The 11,675-nt window shown below is 69.3% G+C and carries 11 protein-coding genes and 1 pseudogene; 10 read left to right on the top strand and 2 right to left on the bottom strand.

Annotated features, from left to right (window positions below):
• Window positions 1-198: 198 nt before the first annotated feature.
• The 10 genes from DD542_RS11235 to DD542_RS11190 all read left to right on the top strand — a co-directional run bounded on the left by DD542_RS11235 (window position 199) and on the right by DD542_RS11190 (window position 8,703).
• On the top strand, window positions 199-1,197 hold the full coding sequence (locus DD542_RS11235) for a peptidase U32 family protein (protein WP_127805723.1): 999 nt from the start codon (window positions 199-201) through the stop codon (window positions 1,195-1,197).
• 2 nt (window positions 1,198-1,199) lie between these two features.
• On the top strand, window positions 1,200-2,123 hold the full coding sequence (locus DD542_RS11230) for a U32 family peptidase (protein ID WP_127805722.1): 924 nt from the start codon (window positions 1,200-1,202) through the stop codon (window positions 2,121-2,123).
• Window positions 2,124-2,127: 4 nt separating this feature from the next.
• The gene (locus DD542_RS11225; protein WP_127805721.1) at window positions 2,128-2,745 is read left to right on the top strand and encodes a hemolysin III family protein; all 618 of its coding nucleotides are present in this window, start codon (window positions 2,128-2,130) and stop codon (window positions 2,743-2,745) included.
• 16 nt (window positions 2,746-2,761) lie between these two features.
• Window positions 2,762-3,265, top strand: a complete 504-nt coding sequence (locus DD542_RS11220; RefSeq protein WP_079367432.1) for an SCP2 sterol-binding domain-containing protein — start codon at window positions 2,762-2,764, stop codon at window positions 3,263-3,265.
• Complete coding sequence (locus DD542_RS11215; RefSeq protein ID WP_079367316.1) at window positions 3,252-3,656, top strand: putative zinc-binding protein; 405 nt, start codon at window positions 3,252-3,254, stop codon at window positions 3,654-3,656. Before DD542_RS11220 ends, DD542_RS11215 begins: the two co-directional genes overlap by 14 nt.
• Window positions 3,637-4,236, top strand: coding sequence for a UbiX family flavin prenyltransferase (locus tag DD542_RS11210; protein ID WP_079367315.1), 600 nt, complete (start codon window positions 3,637-3,639; stop codon window positions 4,234-4,236). The genes DD542_RS11215 and DD542_RS11210 overlap by 20 nt, the downstream gene beginning before the upstream one ends.
• Window positions 4,233-5,717, top strand: coding sequence for a 4-hydroxy-3-polyprenylbenzoate decarboxylase (gene ubiD, locus DD542_RS11205; RefSeq protein ID WP_066157087.1), 1,485 nt, complete (start codon window positions 4,233-4,235; stop codon window positions 5,715-5,717). Before DD542_RS11210 ends, ubiD begins: the two co-directional genes overlap by 4 nt.
• 28 nt (window positions 5,718-5,745) lie before the next feature.
• Window positions 5,746-6,549: a type IV pili methyl-accepting chemotaxis transducer N-terminal domain-containing protein gene (locus DD542_RS11200; protein ID WP_127805720.1), complete on the top strand. Its 804-nt coding sequence runs from the start codon at window positions 5,746-5,748 to the stop codon at window positions 6,547-6,549.
• A gap of 176 nt (window positions 6,550-6,725) precedes the next feature.
• On the top strand, window positions 6,726-7,673 hold the full coding sequence (locus DD542_RS11195) for a radical SAM/SPASM domain-containing protein (protein ID WP_127805719.1): 948 nt from the start codon (window positions 6,726-6,728) through the stop codon (window positions 7,671-7,673).
• 7 nt (window positions 7,674-7,680) lie between these two features.
• Window positions 7,681-8,703 carry a phosphopantetheine-binding protein gene (locus tag DD542_RS11190; RefSeq protein ID WP_127805718.1) on the top strand — a complete coding sequence of 341 codons (1,023 nt, stop codon included), beginning with the start codon at window positions 7,681-7,683 and terminating at the stop codon, window positions 8,701-8,703.
• A gap of 17 nt (window positions 8,704-8,720) precedes the next feature.
• On the opposite strand, the gene DD542_RS11185 is transcribed toward DD542_RS11190, so the two are convergent.
• Window positions 8,721-9,422 carry an anaerobic ribonucleoside-triphosphate reductase activating protein gene (locus DD542_RS11185; protein ID WP_241559754.1) on the bottom strand — a complete coding sequence of 234 codons (702 nt, stop codon included), beginning with the start codon at window positions 9,420-9,422 and terminating at the stop codon, window positions 8,721-8,723.
• A pseudogene (locus DD542_RS11175) lies at window positions 9,412-11,649 on the bottom strand (ribonucleoside triphosphate reductase). Before DD542_RS11175 ends, DD542_RS11185 begins: the two are co-directional and overlap by 11 nt.
• Window positions 11,650-11,675: the final 26 nt, after the last annotated feature.

The raw sequence follows: 11,675 nt of genomic DNA, 5'->3' as shown, positions 1-11,675 counted from the left end.
CGCCGCCTTGTTCTGTGTCAAGAATTTCTGCGGCGGTCTGGGGAAAAACCCAGTCACCGGCAGGGTGATCCGGACCGACCGGTTTGCGCCAGATCAAGCCATGACGCCCTTGACACGGGTCAATCGCCGTCCGTCGGCTCGGGGCTAAGGTCGCGCCTTCCTTTCGCCGCCCGTCGGCCACCAACCCGTTCATTGCCCATGGATCTCGTCTGCCCCGCTGGCAGCCTGCCCGCCCTCAAGGCTGCCATCGACCACGGCGCCAGCTGCGTCTACCTCGGCCTGCGCGACGCCACCAACGCGCGCAACTTCGCCGGCCTGAACTTCGACGACGCCGGCATCGCCAGCGGCATCGCCTACGCACACCAGCGCGGCCGCCAGGTCTTCATGGCCATCAACACCTACCCGCAGGCCGGCCAGCCGCAGCGCTGGCAGCAGGCGCTGGACAAGGCCGTCACCCTGGGCGTGGACGCCGTCATCCTGGCCGACCCCGGCCTGATGCAGTATGCGGTGCAGCGCCACCCGCAGCTGCGGCTGCACCTGTCGGTGCAGGGCTCGGCCACCAACCACGAGGCGATCAACTTCTACCACCGGCAGTTCGGCATCTCGCGCGCCGTGCTGCCGCGTGTGCTCTCGCTCGAACAGGTGCGCCTGCTGGTGCAGAAGACGCCGGTGGAGATCGAGGTGTTCGGCTTCGGCAGCCTGTGCGTGATGGTCGAAGGCCGCTGCGCGCTCTCGTCCTACGTCACCGGCGAATCGCCCAACACGCACGGCGTGTGCTCGCCCGCCAAGGCGGTGCGCTGGCAGGAGACCCCCAAGGGCCTGGAGTCGCGCCTGAACGGCGTGCTGATCGACCGCTACGCGCCCGGCGAGAGCGCCGGCTACCCGACGCTGTGCAAGGGCCGCTTCGACGTCGAGGACGACCACAGCTACTACGCGATCGAGGAACCCACCAGCCTGAACACCTTGTCGCTGCTGCCGCAGCTGGCGCAGATGGGCGTGCGCGCGATCAAGATCGAAGGCCGCCAGCGCAGCCCGGCCTATGTGGCGCAGGTCACCAAGGTCTGGCGCGAGGCCATCGACAGCTGCGCGGCCCAGCCCCAGCACTACACGCCCAAGGGCCAGTGGATGGCCGCGCTGGACCAGGTGGCCGAAGGCCAGCAACACACCCTCGGTGCCTACCACCGCCCCTGGAAATGACCATGCAACTCTCTCTCGGGCCGCTGCAGTACTACTGGCCGCGCAGCACGGTGTTCGATTTCTACGAGGCCATGGCCGCGACGGCGGTGGACATCGTCTACCTCGGCGAGGTGACCTGCTCGCGCCGGCACGAGCTGCGGCTGTCGGACTGGCTGGATGTGGCGCATTTGCTGCGCGAGGCGGGCAAGACGCCCGTGCTCTCGACCCTGGTGCTGCTGGAGTCGGGCTCGGACGTGGGCGCGATGCAGAAGATCGCCGCGAACGGGGACTTCCCTGTAGAGGCCAACGACATGGGTGCGGTCGGTGCGCTGGCAGGGCACAAGCCCTTCGTGGCCGGGCCGCACCTGAACATCTACAACGCGCCGGCGCTGCACTGGATGGCGGAACAAGGCGCCACGCGCTGGGTCGCGCCGCTGGAGATGAAGCGCGACGACCTCGCCCTGTTGCAGCGCGAGCGCCCCGCCGGCCTGCAGACCGAGGTGTTCGCGCACGGCCGCCTGCCGCTGGCGTTCTCGGCCCGCTGCTTCACCGCGCGCCACCGCAACCTACCCAAGGACGACTGCCGCTTCAGCTGCATCGACCACCCCGACGGCCTGATGATGCAGACGCGCGAGCAGGCCGACTTCCTGGTGCTCAACGGCATCCAGACCCAGTCGGCCCGGGTGCACAGCCTGATCGACGCCTGGGACGATCTGGCCGCGCTCGGCGTGGACGTGGCCCGCATCAGCCCGCAGGCGCAGCACACGGCCGAGATCGTGGCGCTGTACGACGCGCTGCGCCGTGGAACCATCACACCCGCGGCCGCGCGCGACGCTCTGCTGCCCCTGCTGCCGGCCTCGGGCGACGGCCAGCCCGACTGCAACGGCTACTGGCATGGCCATCCGGGGCTGGACCGGGTCGAGCCCCACCACGCGGTCCCCGCCTGACGCCATGGTGCACGGCGAACGTTTCAACAGCATCAGCCACCTGGTCGGGGTGTTCCTGGCCGTGGCCGGCGCCGCGGTGCTCATCACCCAGGCCTCGCTGCAGGGCGATGCCTGGCGCATCGTGGCCTTCAGCATCTACGGTGCCATGCTCATCGCGCTCTACGGCGCCTCCACGCTCTATCACGCGCTGCGCGGACGCGCCAAGGCGGTGTTCCAGAAGCTGGACCACTGCAGCATCTACCTGCTGATCGCCGGCAGCTACACGCCTTTCGCCCTGGTGTCGCTGCGCGGCCCCTGGGGCTGGACGCTGCTGGGCGTGGTCTGGTCGCTGGCCGTGCTGGGCATCGCGCAGGAAATCTGGCTGGCCCGCGGCGCGCGGCGCCTGTCGCTGGCGCTGTACGTGCTCATGGGCTGGCTGGCGCTGGCCGCGGTGGTGCCGCTGTGGCAGGCGCTGGGGCCGGGCGGATTCGCCTGGCTGGCGGCCGGCGGCGCGCTCTACACCGGCGGCGTCGCCTTCTACGTGGCCGACGAACGCCTGCGCCACAGCCACGGCATCTGGCACCTGTTCGTACTCGGTGGCAGTTCCTGCCACTTCTTCACCTTCCTGCTCTACGTGGCCTGAGGCCATGCCGCCCACCATGACTGCTGCCCCATCCGACCGCCGCTTCACCGTGCCGCCCCCGCTGGCCGGTCTGCTCACCCGCCTGCCGCCCTACCCCGGCTCGCTGCTGCTGGTCACCGGCCTGAACCTGGTGCTGGCGCGCCAGCTGCCGGCCGACGTGGGCGCGCACCTGAACGGCCGGCGCATCCGCATCCAGGTGCGCGACGCCGGCCTGCGCTTCGACTTCCGCGGACAGGACGGCCAGTTCCGCGCCTGCGCGCCACAGCAGTCCCCCGACCTCACGCTGAGCGCGAACGCGCACGACTTCCTGCGCCTGGCCCGGCGGCTGGACGACCCCGACACCCTGTTCTTCAATCGCCGCCTGTCCATGGAAGGCGACACCGAGCTCGGCCTGGTGGTGAAGAACGCGCTCGATGCGCTGGAACTGCCGGTGTTCGAGCCCGCACAGTGGGCGCCGTCGGCCGTGTTCGCGCGGCTGCAGCGGCTGCGCCCTTTTGGTCCGCCCCATGGACCCCGCTGAGCGCAAGGCGCTGCCCATCGTCTATTCCTGCTCGGGCTGTTCCAGCGCCGCGCAGCTGGCCAACCACGTCGCCGTGCGGCTGGACCGCACCGGTGTCGCGGAAATGTCCTGCATCGCGGGCGTGGGCGGCGATGTGCCGTCGCTGATCAAGACCGCGCAATCGGGCCGGGCCATCGTGGTGCTCGACGGCTGCCCGCTCGAATGCGCGCGCCACTGCCTGCAGCGCCACGGCGTCAACCCCACCCAGCACCACCAGCTGAACCTGTACGGCGTGCGCAAGCGCTTGCACGAGGACTTCGACCCCGAGCAGGCCGAGGCCGTGCTGTTCCGCGTGCGCAGCGACCTGCAGAAGCTGCCCGCACCCGCACCCGATGAACCCACCCCCGACTGAAACACGCCGCCTGCTGGTGGCCATCACCGGTGCCAGCGGTGCGGTCTACGGCCTGCGCCTGCTGCAGGCGCTGCAGACCGTGTCCGACGTCGAAACCCACGCGGTGGTTTCCGACGCCGGCTGGCAGACCCTGCGCCACGAACTGCACGCCGACCCGCAGACGCTGCGCCCGCTGGTGCACACGCTGCACGACGCGGCTGACATCGGCGCCGGCCCGGCCAGCGGCTCGTTCCGCTGCGGCGGCATGGTGGTGGCGCCGTGTTCCATGCGCACGCTCGCGGCCATCGCGCACGGCCTGAGCGACAACCTGGTCACGCGCGCCGCCGACGTGATGCTCAAGGAGCGCCGCCGGCTGGTGCTGATGGCGCGCGAGACGCCGCTGCACCTGGGCCACCTGCGCAACATGACCGCCGTCACCGAGATGGGCGCCATCGTCTGCCCGCCGGTGCCGGCCTTCTACTTGCGGCCGCAGAGCGTGGACGACATCGTCAACGCCAGCGTGGCACGCGTGCTCGACCTGCTGGATGTACCGCACACGCTGAGCGAGCGTTGGGCGGGGCTGGAAGCCGAACCGGCATGACCTACAAGGACCTGCGCGATTTCGTCGCGCAACTCGAAGCCGCGGGCGAACTCAGGCGCGTGCGCGAACCGGTGTCGCCGCAGCTGGAGATGACCGCGCTGTGCGACCGCGTGCTGCGCGCCGGCGGCCCGGCCCTGCTGTTTGAAAACCCCACCGGCCACACCATGCCGGTGCTGGCCAACCTGTTCGGCACCACCGCGCGCGTGGCGCGTGCCATGGGCGTGGCCGACGTGGGCGATCTGCGCCGCTTCGGCGAGGTGCTGGCGCGGCTGAAAGAGCCCGAGGCGCCGCGCGGCCTGCGCGAGATGGCCGGCCTGGGCGATCTCGTCAAATCGCTCTGGCACATGAGTCCGCGCGAAGTACGGCACGCGCCCTGCCAGGCCGTGGTGATCGAGGGCGAGGACGTGGACCTGGCGCAACTGCCGATCCAGCACTGCTGGCCGGGCGACGTGGCGCCGCTGATCACCTGGGGCCTGGTCATCACCCAGGGGCCGCACAAGCCGCGGCAGAACCTGGGCATCTACCGCCAGCAGCTGCTCTCGCGCAACCAGCTCATCATGCGCTGGCTGGCGCACCGCGGCGGCGCGCAGGACTTCCGCGAACACGGCCGCCTGCACCCCGGCCAGCCCTACCCGGTGGCCGTCGCCATCGGCGCCGACCCGGCCACCATCCTCGGCGCCGTCACCCCCGTGCCCGACAGCCTGAGCGAGTACCAGTTCGCCGGCCTGCTGCGCGGCGCGCGCACCGAGGTGGCGCCCGCCATCGGCGTGCCGCTGCGCGTGCCGGCCACGGCCGAGATCGTGCTCGAAGGCCACATCCACCCCGACCCGGCCCACCCCAGCGGCTATCAGCACGCGCTCGAAGGCCCGTACGGTGACCACACCGGCTACTACAACGAACGCGCCGAGTTCCCGGTGTTCACGGTCGAGCGCATCACACGCCGGCGCGACGCGATCTACCACTCCACCTACACCGGCAAGCCGCCCGACGAGCCGGCCGTTCTGGGCGTGGCGATGAACGAGCTCTTCATCCCGCTGCTGCAGCGCCAGTTCCCCGAGATCGTGGACTTCCACCTACCGCCCGAGGCCTGCAGCTACCGCATGGCCGTGGTCAGCATCCGCAAGGCCTACGCCGGCCACGCGCGGCGCGTGATGATGGGCGTCTGGAGCCACCTGCGCCAGTTCATGTACACCAAGTTCATCGTCGTGGTGGACGAGGACATCGACGTGCGCGATTGGAAGGACGTGGTCTGGGCCATGAGCACGCGCATGGACCCGGCGCGCGACAGCTTCACCATCGAACACACACCCATCGACTACCTCGACTTCGCCTCGCCCGTCAGCGGCCTGGGCAGCAAGATGGGCCTGGACGCGACCAACAAGTGGCCCGGCGAGACCAGCCGCGAATGGGGCCGCACGATGCACATGGACCCGGCCGTCACCGCGCGCATGGACGCGCTGGCCGAGGGCCTGGGGCTCTGACGTTTTCCGACCACCACCTGAACGAACCATGCAACGCCGTCACCTTCTGGCCCTGCTGGGCACCTCGCTGCTCGCCGGCACCGGCCACACCCAAAACAACCCGTCCGGCCCGGCGCTGCCGCTGGGCACCGCCATCAACCGCGCCGGCCGCCTGCGCGCGCTGTCGCAGCGCGTGGCCAAGCTGCACGTCCAGTCCACCCTGGGCGTGCTGCCCGAGCGCGCCAGCGATGTCATGCGCCAGTGCCGCCAGCTGATCGGGAGCAGCCTGGACGAGCTGAGACGCCAGCCCCTGAGCGCCGACACCCAGCCCCTGATGCCGCGCCTGCAGGGCCATGCCGAGCGCCTGCTCGTGCTCACGGCCGGCAGCGGTGCGCCGCCCCGCATCGACGACGTGGTGCGCTCGGCCGACGACATGCTCAAGTCCGCCGACGAGCTCACCACCGCGTTCGAGAAACAGAGCAAGCAGAGCGGCGCCCGGGTGGTCAACGTGGCCGGACGCCAGCGCATGCTGTCCCAGCGCGCCGCCCGCGCCCACTTCCTGCAGGCCGCCGGCGGCACCGCGGCGGCCGGCCAGGCACAGCAGCTGGAGGCGGCCCGGCGCGAGTTCGACGAGGGCCTTGCCTACCTGGCGAATGCTTCCCTGTCCACCCCGGCGATCCGCCAGCAGCTGGAACTGGCGCGCGGCCAGTGGCTGTTCTTCGACCAGGCGCTGCGCAAGCCCGGCCAGGGCGACGCCCTGCAGACGGTGGCCACCACCAGCGAACGCATGTACGAGGTCATGGACCAGCTGACCGGCCTGTACGAGCAGGCGGTGCAGGAGCTGTACCGCTGACGTCGCGCGGGCTTCGTCTGGCAAACGGTGAGGCGCCAGACCTGATCCGGCTTGAGTCAGATCAAGCCATGGGCCATTGAGCCAGATCAACAGCGGGCCGATCGGCCACCACTAACGTTCGCGGACTTGGTCGGTTTCGCCACCAAGGCCCCGCCTTCCTGATCCAGGAGAACGCCATGGCCCATGCTGATCTTGAAAACATCGCAAGAACGCTCCGGCGGTTTCCGTTCCCGAAGAAGTTTGCCGTCGAGCTGTGCGCCGAGTGCAATCTGGCGTGTTCGATGTGCCACCACCCGAACATGAAGCGCCCCAAAGGCGTGATGCCCTTCGAGCTCTGGAAGAAGTGCGCCGACGAGATCGCTGCGACGGCGCCAGACACCGAGTGCTGGTTCTCTTTCTGCGGTGAGCCGTTGCTCGAACCCGCACTGCTGTTTCGCTGCCTGAGCTACGGCCGATCCGTCGGCCTCCAGTCGCTCAATGTCAACACCAACGGCATGTTGCTCACACCGGAGCTGGACGATGCCTTGCTGGATTCAGGCGTGCACCTGGTGGTCTTCGGTATCGACGGGTTCTCCAAGCAGTCCTTCGAAAAATACCGGGTGAAAGCCAACCGGGACGTGGTCTACGCCAACGCTGAGCGGCTGCTGGCCCGCCGCGATGCGCGCGGTCTGCCGGTCGCGATCCAGACGCAGTTCATCGTGATGGACGACAACGCGTCTGAAGTCGATGCATACAAGGCGCACTGGCTGGAGCGCAATGCGGTCGTCAAAGTCCGCCGTCAGCTCAGCTGGGGCGGCAAGTTCGACACGGGCCTGGCCATCACGCCTGAAAACCGGATCCCCTGTCCATGGGCGATCACGATGATGCATGTCTTCTGGGATGGACGGATCCCGCGCTGCCCGGGCGACACCGAGGGCGAGGAAGGAGAAGGCAACGCGTGGCACGCGTCTCTGAGCGATCTCTGGGCCCGCCTGGGTGGCTACCGGGATCTTCATCTGGCACGCAGTTTTGACGCCCTGCCCGAGCGCTGCAAGACCTGCACGGACTGGATGACGGGCGCCGCCGAGCGCGTGCGGCCGGAGTCCGGGACGGTCCCCCTTGAGCCCGTCTGCTCGCGCACGTGAGAGCGCCATGAAAGACGCTCTCTTTCTTTGTGGCGTGGGCAATGGCGAGGGCATCCGTCTGGCACTGACCGTCAACCGCGCATCTCCGCGCTGGCAGAGGATCGTGCTGCTCGACGACGACCCGTCCAAGCACGGCACGACGCGTCTCGGCCTGGAGGTCGCAGGACCGATCAGCCATCTGGCCGGTGTGGATGCCAACTGCTCCGAGGTCGTGAACCTGGTCACCCGCACCACCGATGGGCGCGCCCGGGCACAGGAAAAAATCGGGCAGTACGGCATTCCGTTCACCTCGCTGATCCATCCCGGTGTCGACCTGTTCGGAGCAGAGGTGGCATCGGACGTGACCATCTACCCGCATGCGTCCGTTGGTGCCGAAGCCCGCATCGGACCAGCGTCCGTGCTGCTGATCGGAGCGGTGGCCGGTCACGGCGCCCGCATCGGCCGAGGCTGCGTGGTTGCGCCCAACGCCGTGATCAATGCCCGGGTGACGCTCGGGGACCGGGCGTACGTGGGCTCCAACGCCAGCATCCTGCCCGACTTGCGCATCGGCGCCGGGGCGACGATCGGAGCCAACTGCATGGTCTACACCGACGTGCCGGAAGGCGCGACGGCCATGGGCGTGGCCGCCCAGGTTCTGAGCGCCACACCTCACCACGCGCCGTCCGGTTCAATGGAAGCCCATGGCTTGCTGCCGGACTTTCCGGGCGATCCGTCTTCAAGCATCGCCAGCGCGGGCAGCGCCCACATCGAAGCCGTCATCACCAAGGCGCTTGTGCACGTGCTTGGCGCCGGAGAGCTGGACAGAAGCGGCAACTTCTTCGAGCTCGGGTGCAACTCGCTCAAGGCGCTGGAACTTGCACAGCATCTGCGCCCCCTGCTGGGGAGGGATGTGCAGGTCGTCGACATCTACCGCTTTCCCACCGCACCGGCGCTGGCCTCCTTTCTGACAGGTGGAGACCCAGCTGCGCTGGGCATGCGCCAGGCGCAGCAGCGAGCGGAAATGAGGCGCCAGCTGCGCTCGCGTGCGTGACCACCTGCGGCATGCGCTCAGCGGCACTCGAAGCGCTCGAAGCGCAAAGCCAGCGCCGCCAGGTCTGAAGCGTCCAGCACGTCCCGCGAGGACGCCGGGCCGCGGCAGGTCTGCAGCACCCAGTGGCGCACCGACTGTGCGGCCAGCTCATCGGCCAGGCGGAACAGGTCGTCGCGCCCGAACAGGCCGGCGTGCCAGGTGGTGCGGCACTCCAGGGCCACGCCGCTGTCCAGCAGCAGGCGCAGGCTGCGCGCGGCGCGCCCGGCACCCCCGCGCGCGCCGGTGACGGTGTCGTGCAGGTGCCGGGGCGCCTTGACGTCCAGCCCCACCCAGTCCAGGTGCGCCAGCGCCTGCGCCAGGCGCTGCGGGTACATGCCGCCGGTGTGCAGACCGGTGGCGTGGCCCATGGCCCGCGCCTCGGCCAGGGCGGGCACCAACGCCGCCTGAAGGGTCGGCTCGCCGCCCGAGAAGATCACGCCGTCGAGCAGCCCGCGGCGCTGCTGCAGGAAGGCCCGCACCGCCGGCCAGGACAGGGCACCGGGCACCGCCGCGTCCAGCAGGGCCGGGTTGTGGCAGTACACGCAGCGCCACGGACAGCCCTGCAGGAACACCACGGCCGCCAGCCGGCCGGGGAAGTCGATCCCGGTCAGCCGCGTCAGCCCGCCGATGCGCAGGGCGTCGGCCCCGCGCCGCACCGCATCCGACGCCTCAGGCGGCACGGCCGGGTTCGGCAAAGAAGCGCCGCTCGGCGTGTTCACCCTGCTTGCCCCGGTTGAAGCTGCTCACCGGACGGTGGTAGCCCATGACGCGGGTCCAGACCTCGCAGGACTGGCGCTCGTCGTCGCGCAGGGCGACGTCCTGGGCATGGGCGGGAACGGTGGCGGGTGTGGATGCGTTCATGGTGGTTTCCTTGTGGGGTGGTTGGAAGACGGTGTGTCAGGCCGCCTGCAGCTGGCGTTTGGCGGCCAGTTTCTCGGCGTCGCATTTCGGGCAGAACGGGTGTTCGCCGGCCAGGTAGCCGTGGGTGGGACAGATGGAGAAGGTGGGCGTGACGGTGATGTAGGGCAGGCGGAAGTTCGTCAGCGCCCGCTGCACCAGGGCGCGGCAGGCGTCGCCGCTGCTCAGGCGCTCGCCCATGTACAGGTGCAGCACGGTGCCGCCGGTGTACTGGCGCTGCAGCGGGGCCTGGCGCTCCAGCGCCTCGAACGGGTCGTCGGTGAAGCCCACCGGCAGCTGCGACGAGTTGGTGTAGTAGGGCTGTTCGGGTGTGCCGGCCTGCAGGATGCCGGGCCAGCGCTTGCGGTCCTCGCGCGCGAAGCGGTAGGTGGTGCCCTCGGCCGGGGTGGCCTCGAGGTTGTAGAGGTGGCCGGTCTCTTCCTGGAACGCGACGATGCGCGCACGCACGTGGTCGAGGAAGCGCAGCGCGAAGGCGTGGCCCTCGTCGGTGGTGATGTCGTGCGCGTCGCCGCTGAAGTTGCGCACCATCTCGTTGATGCCGTTCACGCCCAGGGTGCTGAAGTGGTTGCGCAGCGTGCCCAGGTAACGTTTGGTGTAGGGGAACAGGCCCTGGTCCATGAGGCGCTGGATCAGCTTGCGCTTGGTCTCCAGGCTCTGTTTGCCCAGTTCCAGCAGGCGGTCCAGCGCGGCCAGCAGGCCGGCTTCGTCACCTGCGTGCAGGTGGCCCAGGCGCGCGCAGTTCACCGTGACCACGCCCAGGCTGCCGGTCTGCTCGGCGCTGCCGAACAGGCCGTTGCCGCGCTTGAGCAGTTCGCGCAAATCCAGCTGCAGGCGGCAGCACATGGAGCGCACCATGTTCGGCTGCAGCTCGGAGTTGATGAAGTTCTGGAAGTAGGGCAGGCCGTACTTGGCCGTCATGTCGAACAGGCGCCGCGCGTTCTCGCTCTCCCAGGGGAAGTCGGGCGTGATGTTGTAGGTGGGAATGGGGAAGGTGAACACGCGGCCCTTGGCGTCGCCCGTAGTCATGACGTCGATGTAGGCGCGGTTGATCAGGTCCATCTCGGCCTGCAGCTCGCCGTAGCAGAACGGCATTTCCACACCGGCGATCACGGGCACCTGCTCGCGCAGGTCTTCGGGACAGACCCAGTCGAAGGTGAGGTTGGTGAACGGCGTCTGTGTGCCCCAGCGCGAGGGCACGTTGAGGTTGTAGACCAGCTCCTGGATGCACTGACGCACGGCCGCGTAGCCCATGCGGTCCTGTCGCACGTAGGGCGCCAGGTAGGTGTCGAAGGAGGAGAAGGCCTGCGCGCCCGCCCACTCGTTCTGCAGCGTGCCCAGGAAGTTGACGATCTGCCCGACCGCCGACGAGAGGTGCTTCGGCGGACCCGACTCCACCTTGCCCGGCACCCCGTTGAGACCCTCGTTGAGCAGGGTGCGCAGCGACCAGCCCGCGCAGTAGCCGCTGAGCATGTCGAGGTCGTGGATGTGGATGTCGCCGTCGCGGTGGGCTGCGCCGATCTCGGGCGTGTAGACGTGCGAGAGCCAGTAGTTGGCCGTGACCTTGCCGGCCACGTTGAGGATCAAGCCGCCCAGCGAATAGCCCTGGTTGGCGTTGGCGTTGACGCGCCAGTCGGCGCGCGTGAGGTACTCGTTGATCGAGGCCTCGACGTCCACCAGGGTCTGGCGGTCGCTGCGCAGCTGGGCGTGCTGCTCGCGGTAGACGATGTAGCCGCGCGCCGTGCGCAGGTGGTTGGCCGCGATCAGGGTCTGCTCGACCACGTCCTGGATCTGCTCGATGGTCGGCGCCGCGCCATTGAAGCGGTGACCCAGAACCTTGACCACCTGCGCACACAGCAGCTGCGCCTCGGCCCCGTCGAATTCCCCGCTGGCCTGCCCCGCGCGCGCCAGCGCGGAGCGGATCTTGTCGGCGTTAAAAGCCTCCCGAAGCCCCGAGCGCTTGAGCACCTCGCGCGGCCAGCTGGACACCATCGAATCGTTCATGCGAATCCTCCTTG

Origin of the sequence: Hydrogenophaga sp. NH-16, from assembly GCF_004006415.1 — a bacterium.
Taxonomy (GTDB): domain Bacteria; phylum Pseudomonadota; class Gammaproteobacteria; order Burkholderiales; family Burkholderiaceae_C; genus Hydrogenophaga; species Hydrogenophaga pseudoflava.
The sequence above is the reverse complement of the archived record's forward strand: the minus strand, read 5'-3'. Positions and strand labels throughout refer to the sequence as shown.

Excerpts from the sequence above, each read along its gene's own strand:
- DD542_RS11235 (WP_127805723.1), top strand. The coding sequence starts at position 199 with ATGGATCTCGTCTGCCCCGCTGGCAGCCTGCCCGCCCTCAAGGCTGCC.
- DD542_RS11230 (WP_127805722.1), top strand. The coding sequence starts at position 1,200 with ATGCAACTCTCTCTCGGGCCGCTGCAGTACTACTGGCCGCGCAGCACG.
- DD542_RS11225 (WP_127805721.1), top strand. The coding sequence starts at position 2,128 with ATGGTGCACGGCGAACGTTTCAACAGCATCAGCCACCTGGTCGGGGTG.
- DD542_RS11220 (WP_079367432.1), top strand. The coding sequence starts at position 2,762 with ATGACTGCTGCCCCATCCGACCGCCGCTTCACCGTGCCGCCCCCGCTG.
- DD542_RS11215 (WP_079367316.1), top strand. The coding sequence starts at position 3,252 with ATGGACCCCGCTGAGCGCAAGGCGCTGCCCATCGTCTATTCCTGCTCG.
- DD542_RS11210 (WP_079367315.1), top strand. The coding sequence starts at position 3,637 with ATGAACCCACCCCCGACTGAAACACGCCGCCTGCTGGTGGCCATCACC.
- ubiD (WP_066157087.1), top strand. The coding sequence starts at position 4,233 with ATGACCTACAAGGACCTGCGCGATTTCGTCGCGCAACTCGAAGCCGCG.
- DD542_RS11200 (WP_127805720.1), top strand. The coding sequence starts at position 5,746 with ATGCAACGCCGTCACCTTCTGGCCCTGCTGGGCACCTCGCTGCTCGCC.
- DD542_RS11195 (WP_127805719.1), top strand. The coding sequence starts at position 6,726 with ATGGCCCATGCTGATCTTGAAAACATCGCAAGAACGCTCCGGCGGTTT.
- DD542_RS11190 (WP_127805718.1), top strand. The coding sequence starts at position 7,681 with ATGAAAGACGCTCTCTTTCTTTGTGGCGTGGGCAATGGCGAGGGCATC.